The 25,044-nt window shown below is 35.9% G+C and carries 31 protein-coding genes and 1 other RNA gene; 14 read left to right on the forward strand and 18 right to left on the reverse strand.

From position 1 onward, the window contains the following. The 7 genes from EUI_RS0100665 to zapA form a co-directional block, all read right to left on the reverse strand. On the reverse strand, positions 1-1,347 hold the full coding sequence (locus tag EUI_RS0100665) for a replication initiation and membrane attachment family protein (RefSeq protein WP_010015374.1): 1,347 nt from the start codon (positions 1,345-1,347) through the stop codon (positions 1-3). Continuing rightward, complete coding sequence (gene coaE / locus EUI_RS0100670; protein WP_010015375.1) at positions 1,334-1,954, reverse strand: dephospho-CoA kinase; 621 nt, start codon at positions 1,952-1,954, stop codon at positions 1,334-1,336. The genes EUI_RS0100665 and coaE overlap by 14 nt, the downstream gene beginning before the upstream one ends. Next, positions 1,954-2,703, reverse strand: a complete 750-nt coding sequence (locus EUI_RS0100675) for a DUF975 family protein (RefSeq protein ID WP_010015377.1) — start codon at positions 2,701-2,703, stop codon at positions 1,954-1,956. Before EUI_RS0100675 ends, coaE begins: the two co-directional genes overlap by 1 nt. 13 nt (positions 2,704-2,716) lie before the next feature. Then, positions 2,717-3,544, reverse strand: coding sequence for a bifunctional DNA-formamidopyrimidine glycosylase/DNA-(apurinic or apyrimidinic site) lyase (gene mutM / locus EUI_RS0100680; RefSeq protein ID WP_010015378.1), 828 nt, complete (start codon positions 3,542-3,544; stop codon positions 2,717-2,719). A gap of 199 nt (positions 3,545-3,743) precedes the next feature. After that, the gene (locus EUI_RS0100685; protein ID WP_010015379.1) at positions 3,744-6,149 is read right to left on the reverse strand and encodes an endonuclease MutS2; all 2,406 of its coding nucleotides are present in this window, start codon (positions 6,147-6,149) and stop codon (positions 3,744-3,746) included. Positions 6,150-6,213: 64 nt separating this feature from the next. Next, positions 6,214-6,735: a CvpA family protein gene (locus EUI_RS0100690; protein WP_010015380.1), complete on the reverse strand. Its 522-nt coding sequence runs from the start codon at positions 6,733-6,735 to the stop codon at positions 6,214-6,216. Beyond that, positions 6,732-7,130, reverse strand: a complete 399-nt coding sequence (gene zapA, locus EUI_RS0100695; RefSeq protein WP_010015381.1) for a cell division protein ZapA — start codon at positions 7,128-7,130, stop codon at positions 6,732-6,734. The genes EUI_RS0100690 and zapA overlap by 4 nt, the downstream gene beginning before the upstream one ends. Positions 7,131-7,203: 73 nt before the next feature. Between zapA and rnhC the strand changes: the two genes are divergently transcribed. The 4 genes from rnhC to EUI_RS0100715 all read left to right on the forward strand — a co-directional run bounded on the left by rnhC (position 7,204) and on the right by EUI_RS0100715 (position 9,807). Next, a complete protein-coding gene (gene rnhC, locus EUI_RS0100700; RefSeq protein WP_010015383.1) occupies positions 7,204-8,133 on the forward strand; it encodes a ribonuclease HIII in 930 nt (309 codons plus the stop codon). A 60-nt stretch (positions 8,134-8,193) separates the two neighbouring features. Further along, positions 8,194-8,484 carry an AFWIR motif membrane protein gene (locus tag EUI_RS0100705; protein ID WP_010015384.1) on the forward strand — a complete coding sequence of 97 codons (291 nt, stop codon included), beginning with the start codon at positions 8,194-8,196 and terminating at the stop codon, positions 8,482-8,484. A gap of 91 nt (positions 8,485-8,575) precedes the next feature. Further along, positions 8,576-9,214 carry an NAD-dependent epimerase/dehydratase family protein gene (locus tag EUI_RS0100710; protein ID WP_010015385.1) on the forward strand — a complete coding sequence of 213 codons (639 nt, stop codon included), beginning with the start codon at positions 8,576-8,578 and terminating at the stop codon, positions 9,212-9,214. 65 nt (positions 9,215-9,279) lie between these two features. Then, the gene (locus EUI_RS0100715) at positions 9,280-9,807 is read left to right on the forward strand and encodes a hypothetical protein (protein WP_010015386.1); all 528 of its coding nucleotides are present in this window, start codon (positions 9,280-9,282) and stop codon (positions 9,805-9,807) included. Between the two features lie 148 nt (positions 9,808-9,955). Here the strand turns inward: EUI_RS0100715 and EUI_RS0100720 are convergent, their stop codons facing one another. Next, a complete protein-coding gene (locus EUI_RS0100720; RefSeq protein ID WP_010015387.1) occupies positions 9,956-10,408 on the reverse strand; it encodes a GNAT family N-acetyltransferase in 453 nt (150 codons plus the stop codon). A 191-nt stretch (positions 10,409-10,599) separates the two neighbouring features. Here EUI_RS0100720 and EUI_RS10885 point away from each other — a divergent pair, with 191 nt between their 5' ends. The 3 genes from EUI_RS10885 (at position 10,600) to EUI_RS0100735 (ending at position 11,819) form a co-directional block, all read left to right on the forward strand. Continuing rightward, entirely contained in the window at positions 10,600-10,725 is a 126-nt protein-coding gene (locus tag EUI_RS10885; protein ID WP_010015388.1) for a hypothetical protein, read from the forward strand. A gap of 90 nt (positions 10,726-10,815) precedes the next feature. Beyond that, positions 10,816-11,157 (forward strand): hypothetical protein, encoded by a 342-nt coding sequence (locus EUI_RS0100730; protein WP_010015390.1) that lies wholly within the window; start codon positions 10,816-10,818, stop codon positions 11,155-11,157. Positions 11,158-11,291: 134 nt separating this feature from the next. Continuing rightward, positions 11,292-11,819, forward strand: a complete 528-nt coding sequence (locus EUI_RS0100735; protein ID WP_010015391.1) for a ClbS/DfsB family four-helix bundle protein — start codon at positions 11,292-11,294, stop codon at positions 11,817-11,819. Positions 11,820-12,045: 226 nt separating this feature from the next. Here the strand turns inward: EUI_RS0100735 and EUI_RS0100740 are convergent, their stop codons facing one another. After that, positions 12,046-12,378: a DsrE family protein gene (locus EUI_RS0100740; RefSeq protein ID WP_010015392.1), complete on the reverse strand. Its 333-nt coding sequence runs from the start codon at positions 12,376-12,378 to the stop codon at positions 12,046-12,048. Positions 12,379-12,843: 465 nt separating this feature from the next. Here EUI_RS0100740 and EUI_RS10585 point away from each other — a divergent pair, with 465 nt between their 5' ends. From EUI_RS10585 to EUI_RS0100785, 7 genes are all read left to right on the forward strand, one after another. Further along, positions 12,844-12,990, forward strand: a complete 147-nt coding sequence (locus EUI_RS10585) for a hypothetical protein (protein ID WP_010015393.1) — start codon at positions 12,844-12,846, stop codon at positions 12,988-12,990. A gap of 171 nt (positions 12,991-13,161) precedes the next feature. Beyond that, a complete protein-coding gene (locus tag EUI_RS0100750; RefSeq protein WP_010015394.1) occupies positions 13,162-13,410 on the forward strand; it encodes a hypothetical protein in 249 nt (82 codons plus the stop codon). 385 nt (positions 13,411-13,795) lie between these two features. After that, on the forward strand, positions 13,796-14,164 hold the full coding sequence (locus EUI_RS0100755) for a helix-turn-helix domain-containing protein (RefSeq protein WP_029508483.1): 369 nt from the start codon (positions 13,796-13,798) through the stop codon (positions 14,162-14,164). After that, positions 14,165-14,395: a hypothetical protein gene (locus tag EUI_RS10700; RefSeq protein WP_010015396.1), complete on the forward strand. Its 231-nt coding sequence runs from the start codon at positions 14,165-14,167 to the stop codon at positions 14,393-14,395. A gap of 344 nt (positions 14,396-14,739) precedes the next feature. Next, positions 14,740-14,883, forward strand: a complete 144-nt coding sequence (locus EUI_RS10595; RefSeq protein ID WP_010015400.1) for a hypothetical protein — start codon at positions 14,740-14,742, stop codon at positions 14,881-14,883. A 63-nt stretch (positions 14,884-14,946) separates the two neighbouring features. After that, positions 14,947-15,927 (forward strand): hypothetical protein, encoded by a 981-nt coding sequence (locus EUI_RS0100780; protein WP_010015402.1) that lies wholly within the window; start codon positions 14,947-14,949, stop codon positions 15,925-15,927. A gap of 372 nt (positions 15,928-16,299) precedes the next feature. Further along, entirely contained in the window at positions 16,300-16,896 is a 597-nt protein-coding gene (locus EUI_RS0100785; protein ID WP_010015405.1) for a hypothetical protein, read from the forward strand. 729 nt (positions 16,897-17,625) lie between these two features. Here the strand turns inward: EUI_RS0100785 and EUI_RS0100795 are convergent. The 9 genes from EUI_RS0100795 to fabG all read right to left on the reverse strand — a co-directional run bounded on the left by EUI_RS0100795 (position 17,626) and on the right by fabG (position 25,043). Next, positions 17,626-17,970, reverse strand: a complete 345-nt coding sequence (locus tag EUI_RS0100795; protein ID WP_010015407.1) for a hypothetical protein — start codon at positions 17,968-17,970, stop codon at positions 17,626-17,628. A 438-nt stretch (positions 17,971-18,408) separates the two neighbouring features. Beyond that, positions 18,409-18,767: a transfer-messenger RNA gene (gene ssrA / locus EUI_RS10270) on the reverse strand. A 90-nt stretch (positions 18,768-18,857) separates the two neighbouring features. Next, positions 18,858-19,655, reverse strand: coding sequence for a carboxyltransferase subunit alpha (gene accA, locus EUI_RS0100800; protein WP_010015409.1), 798 nt, complete (start codon positions 19,653-19,655; stop codon positions 18,858-18,860). A gap of 1 nt (position 19,656) precedes the next feature. Then, positions 19,657-20,496 carry an acetyl-CoA carboxylase carboxyltransferase subunit beta gene (locus EUI_RS0100805; protein WP_010015410.1) on the reverse strand — a complete coding sequence of 280 codons (840 nt, stop codon included), beginning with the start codon at positions 20,494-20,496 and terminating at the stop codon, positions 19,657-19,659. Between the two features lie 181 nt (positions 20,497-20,677). Further along, entirely contained in the window at positions 20,678-22,054 is a 1,377-nt protein-coding gene (locus EUI_RS0100810) for an acetyl-CoA carboxylase biotin carboxylase subunit (protein ID WP_010015411.1), read from the reverse strand. A 2-nt stretch (positions 22,055-22,056) separates the two neighbouring features. Continuing rightward, positions 22,057-22,488 carry a 3-hydroxyacyl-ACP dehydratase FabZ gene (gene fabZ, locus EUI_RS0100815; protein ID WP_010382722.1) on the reverse strand — a complete coding sequence of 144 codons (432 nt, stop codon included), beginning with the start codon at positions 22,486-22,488 and terminating at the stop codon, positions 22,057-22,059. 80 nt (positions 22,489-22,568) lie between these two features. Further along, positions 22,569-23,030: an acetyl-CoA carboxylase biotin carboxyl carrier protein gene (gene accB, locus EUI_RS0100820; RefSeq protein ID WP_010015413.1), complete on the reverse strand. Its 462-nt coding sequence runs from the start codon at positions 23,028-23,030 to the stop codon at positions 22,569-22,571. A gap of 3 nt (positions 23,031-23,033) precedes the next feature. Beyond that, positions 23,034-24,296 (reverse strand): beta-ketoacyl-ACP synthase II, encoded by a 1,263-nt coding sequence (gene fabF / locus EUI_RS0100825; protein WP_010015414.1) that lies wholly within the window; start codon positions 24,294-24,296, stop codon positions 23,034-23,036. Positions 24,297-24,311: 15 nt separating this feature from the next. After that, positions 24,312-25,043: a 3-oxoacyl-ACP reductase FabG gene (gene fabG, locus EUI_RS0100830; protein ID WP_029508484.1), complete on the reverse strand. Its 732-nt coding sequence runs from the start codon at positions 25,041-25,043 to the stop codon at positions 24,312-24,314. Position 25,044: the final 1 nt, after the last annotated feature.

The raw sequence follows: 25,044 nt of genomic DNA on the forward strand, positions 1-25,044 counted from the left end.
TTAGTTTTTCGTCTTTATATTTTTCAACTTTGCCAAAGCAACAGCAGCTTCGTTACTATTATCACTTATCTCTACTTTGGCTTTAGTTTGCGGTGGGTTCGCATTTGCTTTAACAAATTTTGGTGTCGTCTTTTCCGACTTTTGACTACGACTAAATCGTTTTTCTTGTCTCGCTTGATTTGCTTTTTGCCGTTGCTGAATTTGTATTAATGCTTTTTCTGGTGAGTCTACACGATTTTGAGTCCAAGAATCAGCAATCGTTGTAACTAACGCAGCTTTTAAACTATCATTTTGTAAACCAATCAAAACATAATGTACTAGAATATTGACAACTGACATAGATAATGTACTCTGTGAAATAAGATAATCGACTAAGTCACGTTCATTTTTTAAAACAAGACCATTTTTCAAGGTTGTCTTGACATAACCCAAAAAATCTTGCGCATTCGTTGTACTTGCAATTTCAATTAACGCCCGTGCCTCAGTGTTTTTTATTTCGGGTACATTTGCCTTAGGCTGAATTGGTTCAGATTGTTTGTTAACAGTTTCTATCGCTACTTTTCGTGTCATTTGCTTGCGCAAAAGACGCTGAACTTCTTGTTCATTAATCTCATGTGTATCTAGTGTAACACTTTGATTCACAAAACCTGCCAATGTGACTTCATCAACGCCATATGTCATATGCATCGCTACCAGAAAGTTGCGATGCTTTTTTGTCTCTGTTAAATTTGTCCCACGAATCATAGCTGAAAAATCATCAAATTTAAAATCATTTTCATCGATTTGTAGCGTTGCTTCTTGATAAACTAATGGTGTGGTTGGTATGCTTAAATCATTTTGGTGTTGGAAAACTTGTAAAAAACGTGCCGAAATATCAGTCCCTATTAATTTTTCCTGCCCTTGTATATCATAACGATTTTCAAGTGTTAAATACCGTTCCTCACCAACAAATTTATATAGCAAACCAGATAATAATTGTTCTTTAAAAAACTTATCTGCTGACAAAGGTGTTAAAATACGATAGCCATAAACTTCACCTCTAGCATCTTGTTCATAAACCGTTCGAATTAAGCCTGCTGCCTCTAAACGTCGACGACATTTAACAAAATTTGGCAAACTAATATTTAAACTATCTATTATAAAATTATGATCTTGTCGCTTAAGATGCTCTTTGGTAAAAGGCAATTCATTCACCAATAAATGATACAATGCATAACTCGTTGCACCAATAAAAGGTAAATATAAATTAAATACCCTGTCTAAATCATCAACAGTGATTAAATGATCACTTCTAAAAAAAGCGCCAGCTGTCGCATGGAATTCAATTGTTTCATTATTTTGTGCCATATCTGGGGGCAATTTCCTTGAGTTCTGTCATCAAATTTTTGATTTGTTTTTCTAAAAATGCGTAATCGCCATTATTATCTAATACATAATCTGCGCGTGCAATTTTATCTGCGAGCGGCATCTGTGAATTAATACGATTTTTAGCCTTGGTATCATCCAGATTATCTCTTGCCTTTAAACGATCTATTTGTGTTTGTGAATTGGTGGTTACGACTACAACTTTATCGATGTAATCATTATTTTCATAGCCACGCTCAAATAAAAGGGGGACATCAATTATCAACACAGGTACTTTTTGTGAACGCCAAAAGGCAATTTTATCTGTCATTGCTGAATTAATTACTGGCTGCATGATAGCATTTAATCGCGTTAATTCAGCTTTGTTACTAAATACAATATCCCCTAATTTATGCCGGTCTAGCATTCCATTTTTAATAACATCGGGTCCAAAAGTTAATTTTATATTTTCTAATGTGTGCGTCCCTGGTTCTACGACTTCTCTAGCCACCACATCAGCATCTACAATCGGAAACCCTGCATCGCGAAGTATTTTACTAACAGTCGATTTTCCGGTTCCAATACCGCCTGTTAAACCAATGATTAACATTATACGGCCACACTTTCCGACATGGCCAACGTGAATAGATGACGGGAATAAGAAACACGAGTTGCATTAAGGTAGGGAACAACATAAATATAAGCCAGTCCACCAGTCAAAATACCTATTATATGCCAACCTATAAAACTTAATTCTAACAAAAATAATTCCCATTTGCGACCAGCCATTACTCGCCGACTAACCTTAATATAATCTGTTAATTGTCCTTGTCGTACACCATTTTCAACATCAATTTTATATGCAAAATAAGTTTGTGAATACGAAAATAATTTAACAATGCCAGGAACAATAAACAACAGCGTCCATAAAAATATCAACATACTCTGAACAATTGTTAATAACAGCGTATGTAAAAAATTACCACGATTAAAGATTTGAAAAGCATCTTTAAACGTTGGTAGTTCTTTTGGATTCTCATACCATTCAATCAAAGTCCAACTCACGGTCCAAATAAATATCAGTTGAATCGCATCACTTAAAACACTCTCGACAATGGAAAAAACTTGTTGTAAAGCACTATCATTATCACTAGTCACAGCCGCACTACTTGGCATTTGTGATAAACCTCTGAAACTCATGATAATAGCAAATATCATCATAAGTGTTGTTATGACGTTTAAAATGGTAAAAATAATTGGCGCAATATTAATCTTAATGGCAGTTTTAAAATGACCATGATATAAGTTACGTGCCTCACGTTTCACTTCACGGATACTAATTGGTTCAGTTGATTTCATCGATTCTCCTATCCTAATTCATTTGACAAACAGGGCAAAAAGTTGTGCCACGTTGTCCAACTTTTATTTTCACCATTGTCGTGCCACAACGTAAACACGGTTGTCCAACGCGACCATATGCTTGTAATTCATTTTGAAACTGGCCAACCTCCCCAAACACATTACTAAAACTATGTACCGTTGTACCATGATGCGCAATAGCACGTTTCATTTCTGCGATAATATTTTCTCGAAGTAGCGACAGTTCAGGCACTGTTAACGTTTTTGTCGGTGTTTCTGGATGAATTTTACTTTGCCATAACACTTCGTCAGCATAAATATTTCCAATGCCTGCAATCTGATTTTGATCTAACAAAAAACTCTTGACCGGTTTTTTAGATCGCGAAAATATGGCCACCATATAGTCTAAAGCCAGGTCTTTTTCTGTTGGTTCTGGTCCAAGTTTAGCAAGAGATGGCACATCATTTATCTCAAAATGCGTGTTTGTTAGCGTCATTCGACCAAAACGACGTGTGTCATTATAAAACACTTGACGCTGATCTAATAATTCAAAGATGATTTCTGTATGTTTATAAGGCCTTGTCTCAATTGGTTCAACAGAATACTGTCCTTCCATGCGTAAATGTGACACAATAGTATGACCATTGGACAAACGTAATAACAAATACTTACCACGGCGATCAATTGCGGTAAATGAAGCATTTGTTACACCTGTTATAAATGCTTGTGAATCACCATTGATTAACTTGGGATATAGTAAGTGAACCTGCCTAATTTGACCACCAACAATTAATTTTTCTAAACCGCGACGAACCGTTTCAACCTCAGGTAATTCTGGCATAATACCCCCTAAATGTTCTTAAATAAGTGTTTTAAATTAACAAAGCTAACTTTAGGGCTAACTTTACTTCGTAAAAATAACATGAAAATGTATAGTACTAATTTTACCACACTACCGCTGTACCATTTTCGATAACCGTATAAAAAAGAAGCATATATTGTTCAAACAATATATGCTTCTTTTTTGATATAACCAAATATTATGATAGTTCAGCGATGGTGGCACCATCACCGCCAGCATTAGCACTAGCAAAACGAAATGATTTCACACGACGGTCTGAACGAAGAAATTCGCTTACACCTTTCCGAAGCGCACCTGTTCCTTTGCCATGGATAATCTCTACCGTACCAAGATTAGCTAAAACAGCTGTATCTAAATAACGATCAAGTTCTGCTAATGCCGCTTCATAGCGTACACCGCGTAAATTCAACCTGGCACTGGCATTGCCACGTGCAGCACTAGTTATCGTACTTGTTTTAACAATTTTTTTTCTTTTCTGCTTTGTTTTAACTTGCTGTGCCTTAGCAGTCGCTTCAGTTTTGACAATGTCATCTTCATCCACAAGCATTTTTAAAATGCCCATTTCGACTTCCCATTGCCCGTTACTATGCTGTTTAACTAAAATACCTTGTTGATTATATGACTTGACCACTATTTCATCGCCAGTTGCCAACGCCTTAGCAAGCTTAGCTTTTTGTAAGACCTTATTTTTTTCTAAACTGTCATTTTGACGTAGTTTATCAAACTGCCCCTTCTTAACTTGCAAATCTTGTTCACTTAAGCTGCCAGCCTGCTGACCCACATTCAGACGTTCCTTACGAATTTCAGATATCAGTTGTTCAGCTTGCTTCTTAGTGGATGCTACAATATGATTTGCTTCGTTTTTTGCCTCTAAAACAATTTGAGCACGTTCTTTATCCAACTTACGTTGTTGTTCTATCAATGATTCTGACTGTTCTGCCGTTGACTGTAAACGTAACTCTAGCGCAGCGTTATTTTTTTTAACGGCGTCGCGTTGCGTGACTAAATCAACGATCATATCATTTAAGTCTTGATCAGATTCATCAGTTAGTGCAGTAGCTGCACCAATAACATCTTCACCAAGACCTAGGCGCTTAGCGATGGCTAATGCATTTGATTGTCCTGGTACGCCCATCAAAAATTGATAAGTTGGTTTTAATGTTTCAACATCAAAAACCATGGAAGCATTCAATGTTTCAGGCCTATTATAACCATATAGTTTCAACTCAGGATAGTGGGTTGTTGCAATGACGTAACCACCCAAACTAGCCACTTTGTCTAAAATAGCAATCGCTAACGCAGCCCCTTCTGCTGGATCTGTGCCTGCACCCAATTCATCAAAAATAACTAAACTATTACTATCAATATCATCAATCATTGATATAATATTAGCCATGTGCGAGCTAAATGTGGACAAACTCTGTTCAATAGACTGTTCATCCCCAATATCAGCAAAAATCTCATGAAAAACACCAACTGTTGATGGCCGTTTTGTTGTGATAAACAACCCAGACTGTGCCATGAGTTGTAACAGGCCAAGTGTTTTAATTGTAATCGTTTTACCACCTGTATTAGGACCAGTAATAATAATTGATTTGTACTGATCGCCTAGGGCAATGTCATTAGCCACAGCTATCTTTTTTTCCAAAAGCGGATGCCACGCTTGTTGTAAATCAACATGATTCTCTATATTAACAACTGGTTGCATCGCATCTAATCGTGCAGCCAATCGTGATTTAGCATTGATAAAATCAAAATGACCTAAAATATTAACATTTTGTGCAATTTCATTTGTGTAAGGTTCAAGTGCTGATGATAGTAACTGAAGGACGTGTTGCTCCTCAACTTGCTCCTTAACACGTAATTCACTTAATTTATTATTGAGCTCAACAACTGCTTGCGGCTCAATATATAATGTTTGACCCGTTTGGCTCTGATCATGAACCACACCACCAAATTGATTACGATATTCTGCTTTAACTGGCAATACATAGCGCTCTGCGCGAATCGTTATAATAGGATCACTTAAATACTGAGCAGATTTCCCACGCGTATAGCTTTGCATTTTATTTTTAACAGCATGTTCGTTACCAGTAATTTTGCCACGAATTGATTTTAAATCAAAAGATGCCTCATCATTGATACGCCCCGTCGCATCAATAGCAATTTCTATTTGCCGTGTCACATCTGAAAGGACTGCCAATTTTTCTGCTTGTTCTGGTAATACTTTAAGTGACTCGCCAATAATTTCATCAGTCATCTGCCCAAAAAAATTAGCAATGGCAGTCGTATTACGCAATACTGTACCAATTTCTGATAATTCTGTCGCACTTAAACTTGCACTAATATTGAGACGTTTTAAATGTGGTGTGATATCGGCTAATTTGGCCAAAGGTATGCCACCTTTTAAACGGTCAATTAAAACACCATCAGCCGTCTCAAGCAACCAATAATTGATGATATTCACATCAGTTTCCGGATGTAACTTATCCGCTTCTAACCGACCAACCGGTGTAGACAAAAATCCACTCAATTGTGACTTGATCTTATCATATTCTAACGTTTGTAATACTTTTTTGTTCATACTATTTTATGCGCACCCGCGCTCATTTCTTTCATATTTAAAATTATTAAGACCAATTAACACATCACAGCCACCAATTATAAATTTGTTCCGCAAAAAACGGTGCATTATCTAATAATTCATTCAACTGAGGCGTATTTAAAAATTGGTCCTGTACCCAAACATTTGGTATAACTGACAGTACTTGTAAACTAAAAAATGCAATAACTATACCAATAACACCATATAATAAAGCACCGAGTACACCATCAACCCAGCCTAATAAAGGTATGTGACGAATAATTTTTAAAGACCTGAGTACATAGTGGCTAATGGCACCACCCAGCAGCAATAAAATACAAAAACTAATGCCTGAAGCTAAAAATTGTGAGCCATGACTAACTAGATCTTGTGGCACACTCGTCCGAATAAACTGCCCGTCGACGAAATTTGATATAACTGTGCCGAATGGCTTAGAAAATTTAATCGCAATATACCAAACCACAAGCCATAATGCTAACCGCAGCAAACCGTTTATAAACCCGTGACGGTAGCCAGACAGCAACCATGCCACCACAAAAAGTGTCGCAATTCCCAATAATATCATAAGTTTGTTGTTCCTTGATTAAATAGCTTATCTGTTGTACGTGCTTGACTATCATGTTTGGCATCATCAATAATTGAGCCAATGGCATTTTTAGGCTCACGTCTCTTTTTTGGCTTTTGCATGTTTTTTAATTCAGATTCTAATGTCGCAACTTTAGCCTGTAATTCATCAATTTCAGCTTGTTTGTAAAGCTGATCGGAAAGTGCATTAAATGTTAATAATACTGTTTGATCACCTTGAGATAAATTTGGTGCAACCGTTTTTATTTGAATCAATTGTTTATTGAATAAAGTTTCAGTGGCCTTAAAATGTGGCAAACTAGCATTGCCCGATATTGTATAATTTTTGCCAGCCAAATTAGCCTTGTAATGCTTTTTCTCGTTTTGAGTAACCATTGTTTTTTCCCTTATTATGTCTAATCAATTATACACTATATTTCCTTTAACCAAAACTGATATACTTAACAGTATGCAAACAGTCATACAAGTTACACCATCACAATTACAAAAAATGGCAACATTTTACAAATCAACTAGCACACCTCACTTACCTAATGGTGCCCTTTTTGCAGCGAAAAACACCCAGGCATCAATTATTGGCTATAAATCTGGCAAGGTATTATTTCAAGGGTTGGGATTTGCTCAAGAAGCGGCACTTTGGCAAACTAACAATGTTTCGACTGCCGCCAAAGTGACTGGGAAAAAATCAACAACTGCTGGCGTTAATATACCAAATAATTTCTCGAATTGGTCAGTTCTGGGTTCCGATGAGGTCGGTGCAGGCGCCTATTTTGGACCATTAACAACTGCTGCCGTTTTTGTTGCCAAAGAAAATATCAGTTGGGTACGCCAACTCGGAATTGCAGATTCAAAAACGCTAACTGATGATAAAATGCGTCAAATTGCACCTGACATCATAGCAAGATTACCACACCACGTTGTTAATTTAATGCCTGAAAAATATAACATCTTGCAAAAAAGCAACAATGTTAATCAAATGAAAGCCATCTCTCACAATTTCGTTCTTGGCAAAGTATTAGAAAAAATTTCTCCTACCATCCCTACTGGTATATTAATTGATCAATTTGCACAAGAAAGTACCTATTTCAAATATTTAAATAATGCTAACCAATCAAACATTGTACAACAAAATGTCTATTTCACAACTAAGGGTGAGCAATATCATCTTAGTGTCGCTGCAGCCTCAATTTTAGCACGCGTTGTCGAGTTAGATGCGCTTGACAGGCTAAGTGATGAAGCAGGCATGCGTTTACCCATTGGCGCAGGTAAAGAAGTTGATACTGTGGCTGCTCAATTGCTAAAACAGGGCACTGATTTAAATCACTTTGCTAAGTTACACTTTGCTAATACATTAAAAGCTGAAAAATTAAAGCACTGACGCAAATAATTGTCATTTTGTAACTCACCTTAAAAAATCATAAAGACGGAGGTCTATCACATGTTAACCCTACTTTTAATACCAGTCCTTATTTTATTTTTGATTATTTATTTCTTTGCTTCATTATTTACGAGTACATTTGGTGTTATACCAAGATTGATTCTAGCAATTGTTTTGGTTCTTTTAGTATCTTTCATTATTAAAAACTTTTTTGCAGTGGTTGGTGTCATCATCTTAATTTCACTCGCTTTCTGGATTAGAGTGCAACTTATCAAAAGACAAACAAGGCACCACCACCAAAATGACAATACTTTTGATGGCCATTTTGAAGAAGTTGATAAAGATAAATAATACATCATTATGGTGCAACGTTGGTTGACTAACTTTTCTCTTTTGTATACCAGTAACAATAGTTAATCAAAAAATACTAAAGGAGACGAACTTGGAAACTATTAGCAAGCAAAAAATAGTTATTGTTGGCGGTACAGGATTTATTGGTCAGGGCCTTGTCAAAAATCTTCCCCCTGACTTATTTGAAATCCACAGTTTATCCCGTCACTCATTTATGCCTAGTAAAAATGACATCACAATTTACCATGCCGTTGATCTTGAGAAACCTGAACAGTGGCAAGGGATTATAGCTGATGCTGACTGGGTTATTGATGCCGTAGGTATTCTGTTTCCAAACCCCCTGAAACACCAAACATATCACAAAAACAGTGTGAAACCCGCTAAACAATTGATCGCTATTTTGAAGCAAGAAACACAACCAAAATTTCTTTTTATCTCAGCAAATACTGGTCCCTTTTTCATGAAGCCTTACCTAAAAGCGAAATTAACCGTCGAAACATTAGCCAAGACACAATTAGGTAGCCGTGCTTTTATTGTATATCCAGGTATTGTTTTTGACAAGGACAGAAGATCATCCTATTTGCTAGGTATTCTCATAAAAAAATGCAGGCACTTATCCTATTTTGATCACCTCCGTTCAATTAGTAGACTTGAATTTGCAACAGAAATAGAACAAATTTTACTTGGATTTCCCAGTCATTTATTGAAACGAACTGTTACCATCAAATAAAATCCCTATCTTACCATTAACAATGAATCATTTTTACACAAAATAGCAACAGAAAAGAAGAAAATATGAAAAAAACACATGCCATTGCAAATCAATTATTACATCATCCAAGCACCATAGTTATTACTTTACTCAGCACTATGGTGGCCATCATGTTAAGCTATAACATTATTATGCGTTACGGTATTTCATGGCACGTATTTTCAACCATTTTGATATTGTACCCCTTTGTGATGGTGTTTATATACAGCTTACGCAGATATGTGACGTTACCTTTAGTCACATACTTACATCAATACTTTCCAAAAATATTTAAAACATGGGTATCTGCGCATGTTAGTGTGCCATTTTTCGTTATTGCAGCTAACGTGACTGTTATGATGTCGATATTCACAGAAACACACCGTCATATGTATCCCGTCTTTTTTACCGGATTTATGTCAAATTGGGCAAAAACTTTTTTTGTTGCTATTCCAGTTTTTTTCTTCATTGCACGCCCTACTGTCGTATATATTTTCAAGCGATTACAAAATAAATATCCTTTGCCAACTATATTAGAGCCTGAAGTTACTGTCATAAATACAGAAAAGTAACTGAATTTGTCATGTGCATCTCAAATTCAATTACTTTTTAGAGCATACCAATCAGTATAAATATTTTTTCCAAATAAAACAGCAGTAACATCTAATCAATCAGATGTTACTGCTGTTTTACGTACCGATTACTAAAAATGCAGCCCTCTCAGTTGACATCACAAACTAACGTTAACGCACGCGTGTTCGTTTCCGATAAAAAACCATGCTTAAGATAAAAATGTTCTGCTGGTGTCTCTTTATTTGTCTCCAAAATGATATTTCCAACACCAATTTTGTGCATATCAGCTTTAATTGCTTTCAAAAACTCAGAACCATAACCTTGTTTCTGAAAGGCTGGCGACACAAAAAAATTGTCAAGCTGATATTCAATACCTTGATGCCAAGGTTTAACAAAACCTAATGCAGCACCAATTATTTGATCATCTTGTTTATACAAATAGCAATGATTTGTATTCATTTTATCCAAACGTTCAATATAGCGTCTGATATCATCATAATTATTATTTTCATTCCAGGGCTGTTGCGCAAATACTTCGATATATAATTGTGTCACAACGTCTACATCGTTGCGCCGTAGTTCGCTAATTTCAATACTCATTTTTTATTACACCTTAATTTTTAACAACATATTTTTTGATGATAAATGCCTTCATAAACAGGTATTTAAATTAATGATATAATATATATGTATTATATTAAATAACACACATACAGTTAGAATGTGTACGCTACCAGTTTGTTACTTTAACATACTACTTTAATAAGGTATTCATACAATTGGCGACTCACATGTTAATGCTCACTATCGATCCTTTTCAATCACTTTCAGGTGCAATTATCAGTGGCAAGACTTTCCAAAATGACATAGAAAACAAATCGATCAGTTCAACTATTGGTTTTGTAACGATTGTTTAATTATCAAATTTGCGCTATATTCTTGTTAATTATGTATCGTACCACATGCACGTGTATTGAACCACGTTAAAAGCATTAAGGAGAACTATTATGGATGAGAATGGTATCAATGTACCAGCAGAGGTTAAAGGTTGGAACTGGGGCGCCTTTATGTTTAACATTTTTTGGGGTATTGGCAATAAAACATACTTACCCCTACTTTGCTTGATCCCAATTTTTAATATTGTTTGGTTCTTTGTTTGTGGCTTTAAGGGGAACGAATGGGCTTGGCAAAAAGGCGACTATCAAGATGTTGAAACTTTTAAAGCCATACAAGCAACATGGAATCGCGCAGGATTAGTGCAATTCATCATCACGATGGCTGTTATGGTTCTGTACTTCTTGTTTATAGGCACAATTATCACCTCTATTTTGAATAGCACTCATTACTAAATTAATGTACTCACGTTAAAAATTAGCTATCAATTCAAGCCTATTTGAGAAATCACTATTGTAGACAGGTTTAGTATGCCAGTGTTACTCAAAACCGGTGCTTTTTAAATATTTGAAAGGACTCTATACCTACAATGCAATCATACTCGAATAAAGAAGAGCTCATTCAAGCAATTGAAATCAATTATAAAAAATATATAGACGAATTTATAAATATCCCCAATGAATTAAAAAATACACGAGTAGATAAGGTTGATCGTACACCTAGCGAAAATCTTTCATATCAATTAGGCTGGATTACTGCCTTACTAAATTGGGAAAAAGATGAAATTGCAGGTAAAAAAGTATATGTTCCAGCAAAAGGCTATAAGTGGAATAATTTAGGTGGTCTATATCAATCTTTTTATGAAACATACGATACATACACACTCTCTGAGCAAATAAATTTACTGAATCAAAAAGTAACTGAGCTTTGCGAATGGCTATCCACGCTACCTGACGACATTTTATTTGAACCAAACAAACGTCAGTGGGCAACAACAAACGCACAATGGCCTGTATGGAAATGGGTACATATCAATTCAGTCGCCCCTTTCAAAACATTTAGAACAAAAATACGTCAGTGGAAAAAATCACTTACCAATCTGTCAGAAGCAGATTAAAAATCCGATTATTGTAGAAACAATATCAAAATTTTGTATACGTATAAACGGCTATCCGCGTAAAAAGAATTGCATATGATTGCAATGAGAAATAATTAAGCCCCTTTATTTCATTATTTTGCAGACTGAATAAAAAAGCCTCCGATGATTATGATGTGTACCTCAAATATAAAGTAAATAGTTTGCTCATTAAGCTAGGAACTTTTATTGTGCATCATGATTTCAATTAGGGCTTAATATAGCTATATCCCTGCTGTTGTTTGAGTGCTAACTCTACAACACCAACTGGCGCTATTGAAGTTACTTCTTGTAAATCATCATTTGATATGTGACGTTGTGTCAGTGAATTGTTACAAACAACTATATTCACATTAGGCGCATGAATGTCATTCAAATTAATATTTGCTGTTTTGACAGTTTGCTCAACTGCCTCGCCATTTATTAATAGCTCTATATCACCCTGTGTGCCGGTTTTTTGATACCAATCAACCATGTGTTTAATATTCGATAAAACTGTCGGCCATTTATCAGTTTCGTCAATGTGAAAGATTACATTCATGTGCTTTCTCCTTATGAATAGATTATATACCAGTTATTGATATTTGTCGGGATGTGACCTACTTGGATGTTACAACACATTCTAACTGACGATCAACACAAAACATATGCCTTCTCCCCTTTGGCCAAGAACAATGCTGAAATCAGTGCTAATGCTTGCTGATTTTTACTTTGATGAGTGGACTAACATTTTTAACATTAGCAAAAGACAAGAAAAATAAAGGGTATCGTGTGGCAGGAATAATGATGTTAGTAGCAGGTTTTATTAGCTTTTTAACTTATTTTTTCTATAAATAAAAGCTACCTCCTATTAGTAAATGAATTAATTATGATAATTGGTGGTGGCGTCCTGCTGACTATTCAAACAAGAAACGACACAGAACTTTGCTTGCGGAGAATCAAGCTAACATGATAGTCAATAGATTACTTAATGATCTATTCCCAAATAAACAAAGAGGTTCAAACAATGGTTAATAAATTCTTTTGGTATATTGGAATCGGCATACTTATCGGCTTAGTGGTCGGTTATTTTACAAAAGCAATACTTGAATTAACACCTATTGGCTTTTTAGCAGGGTTTGCATTTTATGAATGGTCTGAAAATCGCAAATAAAAAGTTGAGACTCACATGACATTCTTAATAAACTTAATATTAGTATTTTCGACTAGTAGTGTATGGCTGATTGTCATGTTGGTTTGGTATTTGACACACCAAAAGAAATAAGCACTCACAAAGTGACATACGTGCAGAACCACGTTAAAAGCATTACAGGGGATGACACATATGAAACACAAAATCATTAATATATTAATAGTAGTAATTAGTTTGGCTATAACCCTGACCTTAATGATAGCTTCTATTGCAACAGGTAACCATTTATATTCAAAAATAGGCTCATCATTTATTGGTATTGTCATGTGTTTGGTCGCTGTTATAGCAATAAAAAAAGACGGCAAAATTATTTGGTCAAACGTTGCTCCCTATTTACCGGGTGTTTGGTTTCTATTAAATCCTTGGATTCAGTACCTTTAATAATTTTTCCTTTTTCTTATAAAAGTTATCAAGATAAAAAATGGTTGCCTTTTACAGCTCACTCTTCAGTGATTGGGTTATCTATATTGCTAACAATACAAAATATTTACCGTTTTTATATCATATCTCATTGAAAAATATGATCTCTTTCTGAAGTTCTCCGAAGCTTTTTTATTTTCTAATATTCTCCTTACTTATCTTTAAATAGTTGTGCTTGTTTGATATGATGTGTGTATATTAATCAGTTACAAACTATTTGGATATTAAATAAACATTCAATATCCAAACTATAAACAATGATTAGTTACTAAATAATACGGTTTAAAATTCCTTCACTTACTTTTATTTTTAGTTAGCTCTTAATAAATCCTTAAAGGTGATCATGCTGTCCATAACTGCTGAGCGTATCAAATCATTACGCAAACAAAAAAAGCTCACTCAAAGTGAAATTGCTGAAATAATTAATGCCTCACGTATGGCGATTGCTAACTATGAGACTGACCGCAACACGCCGTCTTTTGCCATGCTCTCATTAATTGCTGATGCCTTAAACACCACAGTGGACTATTTACAAGGAAAGACAGACAACGTGTTTAAACACGCTGATAATGCCTCTAATAACGGGGATGACAAAAAGCAAGTCGATTTATCTGATGATGAACTCATTATGTCATTCGAGGGTAAAGAGCTATCCGAAGATTACAAGCAAGCCATTCTCGCCATGCCGAAAACAATGCGTGAGGATGATAAATAGATGTATGAATACCTAGATTATAGCTCCCCACTGGAATACTTTGAAGATGTTGTCGTTAAATATAATGCTGAACGTCCCCCTAACAAACAAATAACGGTTGTTGAAGTCCCTGGGCGCAACCATGATCCTGATGTTGCCTTCCCCTCACGTCACATGATTGTGATTAACCCCAACTCAAGACTAAATTTTCATCCCCTTTTCGTAAATTTCGTGAGTTACAACACATTCTAACTGGCGAGCAACGCAAGACTTATGCGTTCTCCCCTTTGGCCAAGAATGATGCTGAAATAAGCGCTAATGCTTATGCGTTTAAAATGCTAGCTGACTTTTACTTTGATGAGAACACAGATAGATACAGTAAGATTTATGACTTCATGGCGTACTTTGGTATTCCTATGTCTCTTGAGAGTGCTGTTTTGAAGAATATATAAACGAAAGGTTGCTAATTATGTTTTCGATTATCATAGAGTTATTTCAATCAATATTGGGTGCCTTTGCTAGTGGTAAAACCGTTGATCAATATAAAAAAGATAAACAACAAGATAGAACGAAAAGATAGTAGGCGGGTATGAAACATGAGCACAGCACTACAAGTTATCTTTTTAATATTTGGAGCTTTACTAATTGGAGCTTATAGAAAACCCAACCCACGCCAAAAATATCAAAAGTACCTTGGCAGTATTTTATTAGTCGTTGGTATTATAACTCTACTTAAATAAAAAGCACTCGCAGAGTGCGTACATACGTGTGGAGCCACGTTAAAGCCATAATTGGGAGAAATTATGTTAAACAAAATACCAGAAACAAGGTTATCGGATTTTAGAAAAAGAGTAGCCCATGTACTAAAACAAACTTTGGGTGAAAAATTATCTGCAAAGGAAAGATTATTCGTTATCCCAGAAAATCATTTTAATATTTATACTATTCTTTTTAAACAAAGCGTTTCTGAGGTGAAAATAACATTTGCGGAAATTAACAACCTTGAAGAAGATAACTTTAGATACATAGACTTAAAAAAAGAAACAGACGGTGATTTAAATATTGAGGGTTTTAGGCCGGAAAATAACCTAGCGTATTTCCGCAGTATGGGATTCTTAAATGAGGATATTAATTGGGAAAAGGTAGTTCCATCTTCAATCCAACTGATAGATTTCTCAAGTACCGACCAATACACCGACTTTTGGTTAAAAGCTGACTTTGATTCTATTGAAAATAATTTATCTAAAAAACAGTTTGAACTAATTAAATTCAACAGCAATTTGTTAAACCGATCATCCTTCGGATTCAAAGAAATGGTAAACCAGGTCGCAGATTCACAGTTCACAGGAATTCTCAATGAGATACTTGGAGCATATAATAAAGGTTGGTTTTACGTATCAGCCTCTGCTATAGGTGGATTGATTGAAATGTTGTTATACAAAACTGCCGTTAATTACGGTAAAGATAATTTTGAAACTCAACGCGACAAAATTACTAAGAAAAACTACGTAAAAAAAATGCGCGAACTTAGAAATTTCACCCAAAAATTAGATGAAAAACAACAAATTCATTTCGACGCATTGGATGAATTAACAATGGATAGAGACTATTTAACACGGAATGCTGTTTCACACTATACAAGTGGTTTTGTAAACGAAAGAGAAGTAGAATCACTGTTTGTTGCGTTAACAAATACATACACAAGATATTTTGTGCCTTCTAAAAATTATGCAGATAGTCATCCCGAACATACACTAAATCATCTAACTGAATCCGATCAATAAGCTTTTTAACCTCTAAACTAAATGCAGTTTCTGGCATCAAGTATTCCCCTTCAAATTCATTGTATGATTGTAAAATATACTTCAAAATTTCTACTTCTCGTTCGTTTAATTTTATGTTCATAATATCCGCCTTCCTATTTGTTCTATTAATCCACAAGTACGGACTTTTTATATTTTTACTAACTACATATATTCTACAATATGTTGGCTCACAAGGTTGCAATAAAATACAACGCTAATGTAACCTTTTTTGTAACAAGGTTACACGCTGTGACAACGTTTGTAATGCCTACCATATCAAGTATAATAGACTTAAACAACCAATCATGGTTGCAAAAGGTTACAAAATTTACTTAATGATTTAGACAGGTTATGCGGACAGTTACAGACTATAAACAACTAAGTATAAAGAATATTGTCTCTAATATTCACAGTGTTAAGGATTACGTTAGATTCAATGGCCATAAAGTAAAACTCACGACAACATCCCCTAATTATGGTGGTGTACGTTATTGGTTTGTATGCCCTATCTGTGGTAAACGTAAAGGCACCTTGTATGATGTGAAGTCAGTAATGGCTTGTCGTACCTGTGCCAAACTATATTACCCACTGCAAGATAACAAGGTACAACGTGACCATATTTCTAAGTTTATTTATTATGATAAGTTGCTAGCTGATATTAGAACAGAGTTAAACCCAAAATATGCCTGGCATTTCCATAGTTATTTACGCTATGACCCAATAACTCTGTCCTTGCACAATAAGCCTAAGGGGATGCACTGGAATACCTATGTTCATAAAATCGAATATATTGATAAATTAATCAACAGAATTTGTACCCTTTTAGACATCATACAACTTGAAAAGAAGAGACATGCTGACGAAATAAGTAAACAATATGATGCCATTATTAATGACCCAGACTACCAAGCACGATTAGAGAAAAATAAGCAATATTTAGCAATATAAAAACCACGATCTAGTTTAAATCTAGGTCGTGGTTTTCTTTATCATGAACTTTTCTTGTGCGTGGCTAACAGTAAATATAGAACAGCTATTGTAGTAACTAAAGAAACAAAATACGTAATATCAACATTTTTATTAACTATGAGCCACGATATAAATACAGAAACATACAATAAGTAATCCCACCAAGCTAGTTTTACATTACTATACTTGTAACTTTTATAGATTAACAAAGCCCCAACTAAAATTAACATAAAAATAACTAACCAATAAATAATATTCAACATCACAATACTTCCCTACTTATAATTTTATAATTAATACATTATACATTGAAATTACAATTCTACCAAACGCCCTAATATCCATTTTAAGCGTTGTTAGCTGTTCATAGTATTAATTATGTCTAATGTTCAAATTATGCCTGTTCTGTTGTGTTTAATTTATTCATTATGTGGGGATGATTAATACCTAGAACACATATTTTTGTGCCTTGCTTTGATAGTATGCTCCCTTGCACTTAATATCCCTGTCCTTGTTACCAGAATAGAGAGCACACACATCGTTGTCTTACAAAAATGTTTAATTTTGAAAAAAATTTATAGGGGCGGGGGATATTTTTAATTTCCATAACCAAAACAGATGAAAAATAAAAAACCACCCTCTATTCTTGAAGAACGTGATCTTTAGTCGACTACAACTTACTTAAAGTATAGTAATCTGTGATTATAACTATTTGTTACTCTCAACTCTTGAGTTCAAATAATTAATAATCTTTTTAATATAGTCCATATTAATTAAACCAGCAAAAAATTCACCATTCTCGCTCATTACAATATTATCAGGAGATATGTATTGTTTATAACGTTCATCTTTTGAAATATAATTTTTCATATCTTCATTTGTTGATAATAAGGTTAACAATGCTTTTTTAGACAATAAAGTTCGTTCTCCGTCATGTTCCTGATAAAAATAATAGCGACGTGTAAAACCCGCTGTTCGATTCCCAATATTCCACAGAACATCCTTCCAACTATGTTTCTCAAAAATCCCATACTTAACATTACTATCACTCATAATTACAGATTCCCCCATTAATTTATACCGATACGTTGTTAAACATAAACGTATCATATTTATTCAATAAATAATCATCCCAGTGATCTATTTATGACTTTCTTAGAAAGTTGTTTTTAGGACTTTTTCAAATTAATTTTCTGTCACATTTATTGAAAATATCAGCTATACTACGTTTTCCTTTTATCGTACCAATAGCCCCCTAACATACGCTCACAGAAACGTTTTAAACATATTTGAGTATAAACACTCAATAACATATCAAGTATATAAACGTTCTTGTTGATGTGCTTAATATTTCCATTTTGTGTGAATAAAAAATGGCTTACTTACGTAATTAAAATGTTTCCCATTTTGTGTGAAATGCAGTGCAATGTTTTTCATAAGAAAAAGCGCTACATCAAGGTTTTGAAACCTCATGCAACGCCATGAAATGCTGAATGGAGTCGAGGGGAGTCGAACCCCTGTCCAAACCACCCGGTACATAAACTTCTACGCTTATAGTATTGTCATTTAAATTTCATGATATGTTACGCCACAACACAAGGCCACTACACACCACTAACCTGATTATTTTGACAAACATGTTCCAGATGTAAGCATATTTGCGATCTGACCTTTTATGACCTAATCTCAGATGTCAGCAACCAAGACTAAGTTACGCTTCACTGTTTTTTAAGCAGCGATTGCGAAAGAGTTTTCGTTTTTTGCAGTTAAAATGTCTGCCCGTTTTAACGCCCGGATGGCGAAACGCAGTCCATGCCCTAAGCAACCTGTCGAATTCCAAAAACGACCCCAAAATATGAATTCTATCATACAACTACCTTTTTATTAAATCATTTAAATAAAAAAGTTACCGACAAATGTCAATAACTTATTATAACATATTAAAATGCTCTGAAACGTGCACGTCTTTGTTTGATCAAATCTTGAGGTGATAAAGCATTCAACTGCTTAAATTCATCATCTAACCGTTTGCGCATTAAATTAAATACACGAGTATGGCTACGTGACTCTGGGATGACATATTCAATGACTTTTTTTGCTAGTAGGTCCTTTGGCGTCAATCCCATAACAGCTGCCGCCTCATCAGCGCGTTTACTATCTTTCCATAAAATGGAAGCAAACCCTTCTGGAGACAAAATTGAATAGGTAGCATTTTGAAACATCCATACTTGATCACTTGTTGCTAAGGCTAAAGCCCCCCCTGAACCACCTTCACCATATATAATAGCAATCATTGGTACAGTGAGCTTCATAGATTCTAAAATAGATGTGGCAATGGCCTCACCCTGTCCTTGTGCTTCTGCCGTCTTACCTGGAAAAGCACCCGGTGTATTAATAAACGTGATAATTGGCCGATGAAACTTATTCGCCTGTTGCATTAAGCGTTGTGCTTTTCGATAACCCCATGGTTCTGGTGAACCATTACGTTTACTTAATTTATCATGAATATCAATACCCTTATCAATTGCAATCACCGTCACGGGTGTGCCATTCAATGCTGCAATTCCACCTATTACGGACATATCATCGCCGCTTAAACGATCACCATGTAATTCCACAAAGTCTGTAAATATGCCATCAATTATTTCGCGTGCTAAGAAGCGATCTTCTCGAGATTTTTTAACGACTTCTGCAGGCGTTAATTCATGTTTAAAGAGATTCAATCCAATATTTACCATGTTAAACCTCCGTCACATGATGCAATTTCACTATTTTTGCAATTACTTGGTTCAGTTCTGAACGCGGCACAATCTGATCAACAAAACCATTTGTCATCAACGTCTCTGCACGTTGAAAATCTTTAGGTAATTTTTCATGAATAGTTGATTCAATTACACGAGCACCAGCAAAACCAATTAACGCATGCGGCTCAGCTAAAGTAATGTCGCCCTGCATGGCAAAGCTTGCTGTGACACCACCTGTCGTTGGATCAGTTAGGACAACAAGATATAACAACCCAGCCTCTTGATGTGCTGCAACAACTGCAGAAACTTTGGCCATTTGCATAAGTGAGTTAATACCTTCTTGCATACGTGCACCACCAGATGCGGTAAATAATACAACAGGTAAAAAATTTTCAGTTGCATATTCGAAAAGACGTGTGATCTTTTCACCGGTCATTGAACCAAGCGATCCCATCATAAAGTATGAATCCATAATACCAAGTGCTACTTTTTCACCTTCAATTTTTGCAACACCTGTTAAGACTGATTCCCCTAACTCGGTTTGAGATTTAGCTCGTGCAAGTTTGTCGGCATAGCCAGGAAAATCAGGATTCATCATTTCGATTTCTGAATCCATTTCTTCAAATGAATCTGTCAGAAGTTCAACTCGTTCACGTGCCTGCAAACGAAACCCATAACCACAATGGTCACAAACACGAAAAGCCCCAAGCTGTTTATTATACATTTGCACACCACAATAAGGGCACGCTAGAAATAAACCATCTGGTATACGATCATTGACTGACGCATCCCGCTTAATTTTTGAGGTTGATTTTTGATTATTATATAAATCCATATTGTAAAGTGCGCTCACTCATTTAAACACCGATTATCCATATATGAACATCATTTTTAATGCTAAAAACGATAATATACTTAACCAGTAGTAAGCACAAGCCTCCTCTTCATTTTCATCAAATACTTTCTGCCATGAATATAACAATACCGCATATGTTTGCCATACGCGGTATTGTGCCTCACTCACTCTTGGGTAAACTTTCTATCCATCGTGGTAAAAATTCACTTTCTAGATAACGCGTATCAAACTCCCCACGTTGAACTTGGGGGTCATTTAATAATGCTTTTTGAAAATTACGGCTGGTATCCACGCCACGTATAACTGTTTCGTCTATAATACGTCGTATTTTAGACATAGCTTGTGAGCGATCAGCGCCATGTACAATTAATTTTCCAATCATTGAATCATAAAATGGTTGAATTTTATCACCTGTAAATAACGCTGAGTCAATTCTAATACCAGGACCACCTGTAGGCAAGAAAGCAAAGTCAATCGTACCAGCACTTGGTGCAAAGTGCCTTTCAGGCTGCTCTGCTGTCAAACGTACTTCTATAGAATGCCCATTCACTTGTACATCGTCTTGTGAAACAGGCAAATCTTCACCAGCAGCAACTGAAATTTGTAGCTTAATCAAATCTAATCCTGTTACCATCTCAGATACTGGATGTTCCACTTGAATACGTGTATTCATTTCCATGAAGTAAAATGAACCATTACGATCTTGCAAAAATTCAATTGTGCCAGTATTAACATAACGCAAGGCTTGGGCAGCACGTGTCACAATATCACCCAAATGTGCTCGCATTTCTGGTGTTACACCGGTTGCTGGTGATTCTTCCATAACTTTTTGATTATTTCGTTGTAAAGAACAGTTTCGTTCCGGCAAATAAATCACATGCCCATTTTCATCACGAAATACTTGCATTTCGATATGACGCACACGTTCCATGACTTTTTCGATATACATATGATCATCGCCGTAAGATGATCGCGCTTCATTCTGTGCATCATCAAATTTGTCAGATAATTCATCTTCGCCATAAACAAAACGCATACCCTTACCGCCACCACCAGCTGCTGCTTTAAGCAATAATGGATAACCAATACGATTTGCTACTTCTTTTGCCTCGGTAAAATCACGTATAAAGCCGTCTGATCCTGGAATAATCGGCACATTTGCACGGCGCATTTCTTCACGAGCGTTAGCTTTGTTCCCCATTAATTCAATTGTTTCTGGTCGTGGGCCAATCCATTTTATACCAACTTCACCAACCATTTCAGCAAACAACGAATTTTCCGCAAGAAAACCGTACCCCGGATGAATTGCTTCTGCCCCTGAAAGCAATGCTGCGCTTAGGATATTTTTCATATTAAGATATGAATCTTTTGGTCTAGGGCCACCTACCGAAATTGCCTCATCAGCAATCTGCACGTGTAAACTATCTTTGTCGGCTGTTGAATAAATAGCAACCGATGCAATACCCATTTCTTTTAATGTTCGGATAATACGAACGGCAATTTCACCACGATTCGCAACCAATACTTTTTTAAACACGACTAATCTCCAATAATAAATGTCAGTTCAGCTGTCGTGGCTTTTTTATCACCAATCCAGACGATACCCTTACCGGTACCAATTGGACCACGTAAACGTTCGATTGTTACTTCCAATCGTAATCGATCACCCGGTCGTACCATTTGACGATAGCGCGCTTTTTTAATACCACCGAAATAGGCTGTCTTGCCTTTGTATTCTGGTAATGATAATAAGGCCACAGCACCTGTTTGTGCTAATGCTTCAACAGTTAATGCACCCGGGAAAGTTGGATTTCCTGGGAAATGGCCCTGAAAAATCTCTTCATTAATTGTGACATTTTTATAAGCTACTGCTTTTTCACCAGGTACCAATTCTTCAACTGTATCCAACATTAACATTGGATAACGGTGTGGAATAATTTCCATAATTTGTTGGGTATTTAAAACGCTCATTTGCTTTTTAGAACATACAACAACATAACGTTGTATGTCTTTCCTCCTATTCAGGTATGTACGCGGAAAATCCGCATATATTAATCAGATATGATAACATATAATGGCTTATTGTAATCTACTACTTCTTCATTTTCAACCAAGATTTCAGATACAGTACCTGCAACATCACTATGAATTTCAGTCATTAGTTTCATTGCTTCAATAACAGCAACTGTTTCACCAACAGACACCTTATCACCAACGGCTTTAAACATAGGTGCATCTGGTTTAGGTTGTAAATATACCGTGCCAACCATTGGGGCAACAATCTCTGTGCCAACCTTAACTGGCTTAGCCAATGGATGTTCCTCTATTTCTGATATGGTACTTGGCTCTTGTACTTGTGTTTGTACAGGAGCTGCCGGTGTATTCACAATTGTCGCCTGATCATTTTTTGACAGATGTAAACTAAAATCACCATCATTAATTTTAAATTCACGCAATGAACTATTTTCTAAATCTGTCATTAAACTACGGATTTCATCGATATTTAAACTCATGATTTAAGCCTCTTCATGCCATTTCTTGAAAATTACAGCTGCATTATGACCACCAAAACCATAATTTGCACTCAAAACATATTCAGGTACTTGCTTTTTTGTTGCCGTTGTTACTAAGTTAATTACTTTTGTATCTTCATCTTGTTCATCATTACCAACGTTAACTGGTAGTTCACCACGGACAAGTGCACCAATAGATATTAATGCTTCAATTGCGCCAGCTGCGCCCAATAGATGACCAGTCATACCCTTTGTTGATGACACTGGTAATGTGTTTTCACCAAAAACAGTCGCAATTGCGTGTGCTTCTCCAGAATCATTAGCGCCTGTTGCTGTACCATGTGCGTTAATGTACGAAATTTTTTCTGCTGGCAATTTTGCATCTTGCAGCGCATCTAACATTGCTCGTGCAGCACCCTCACCATCAGGTGATGGCGAAGTCATATGATAAGCATCTGATGATGAACCATAACCTACCAATTCAGCTAATATGTGAGCACCACGTGCTTGTGCATGTTCCAAACTTTCGATAACCAAAATACCAGAACCTTCACCAAGAACAAATCCGTGACGATTTTTATCAAATGGCTTTGAAGCTTGCGCTGGATCTTCTTCTTTTGACAAGGCAGTTAATGCCGCAAAGCCAGCAATACCAATCTCGTTAACTGTTGCCTCTGCACCACCTGTTAACATGACATCTGCTTTCCCAGATTGAACACGCCAGAATGCTTCACCAATAGCATTAGTTGCTGAAGCACATGCTGTAACAATGGTGTAGTTAACCCCTTTTGCACCAAAACGTAATGACACATTACCAGATACCATATTTGGAATTGACTCTGGTACAAATAATGGACTAACGCGCTGTGGTCCCTTATCATGCATTTTGATCACTTGATCTTGAATAGTTGTCAATCCACCAATACCGTTACCTAAGATAACACCAAATCGTGTTGGATCTTGAACCGTTGTTGGATTTTCTGAACCTTCTGCTGACTTTAAACCAGCATTTTCCAAAGCCTGATCAGCTGCATCAACAGCATATTGAGAAAATAAATCCATTTTACGTGCATCGCGTTTGCCGACGCGTTGTGCTGGATCAAATCCATCAACTTGCCCAGCTACCGTAATACCAGTTTCTGACGCATCAAACTTGGTAATAGGTTTGATACCAATTTTTTCATTGAAAATACCATTCAAAAATGTTTCTGTATCATTACCAAGCGGTGTAACTGCACCAAGACCTGTAATTACTACTCGTGACATGTGATTCTCCTTTAATTAAATATATAGTCCGCCATCAATACTAAGCGTTTGTCCTGTGATATAGGCACTTCCAGCCAAGAATAATGCTGCCTCAGCAATTTCGTTAGCTTCACCAAATCGAGATAATGGAATATTTTCTAAAATTTTAGCCTGTGTCTCTTCCGATAATACACTGGTCATATCTGAAACAATCATACCAGGCGCAATAGCGTTAACACGAATGCCGCGACGAGCGCCTTCTTTAGCCAGACTCTTAGTCAAACCAATAATACCAGCTTTTGAAGCTGCATAATTAATCTGTCCCATATTTCCCATTAGTCCAACAACTGAACTTAAGTTAATAATTGCTCCATGCTTTTGGCGAATCATTTTTTTGAATATTGGCTGTGTCACATTAAAAGTACCATTCAAATTAACATTGACAACTTCTGCAAAATCATTGGGTGCCATAGCCATGGCCAACTGATCCTTCGTAATGCCAGCATTGTTAACTAACACATCAACACCAGCAAAATTATCTTGCTTGTACAGTGCCTTCAAACTTGCTTCTGCTGCTTCCGCATCTGCAATATCAAATTGTAGAATTTGAGGTTTTTGTTTAAAATCCGCGTAAATATTTGGTTTTATTTCTGAACGTGCATGTAAAATGACATGCGCACCGGCTGCATCAAACGCTTTGGCAATCGCTAAGCCAATACCACGCGAAGAACCAGTTATTAATACAGTTTGGTTTGTAAAGTCCATCATC

Origin of the sequence: Leuconostoc gelidum subsp. gelidum KCTC 3527 (assembly GCF_000166715.1) — a bacterium.
Classification (GTDB): domain Bacteria; phylum Bacillota; class Bacilli; order Lactobacillales; family Lactobacillaceae; genus Leuconostoc; species Leuconostoc gelidum.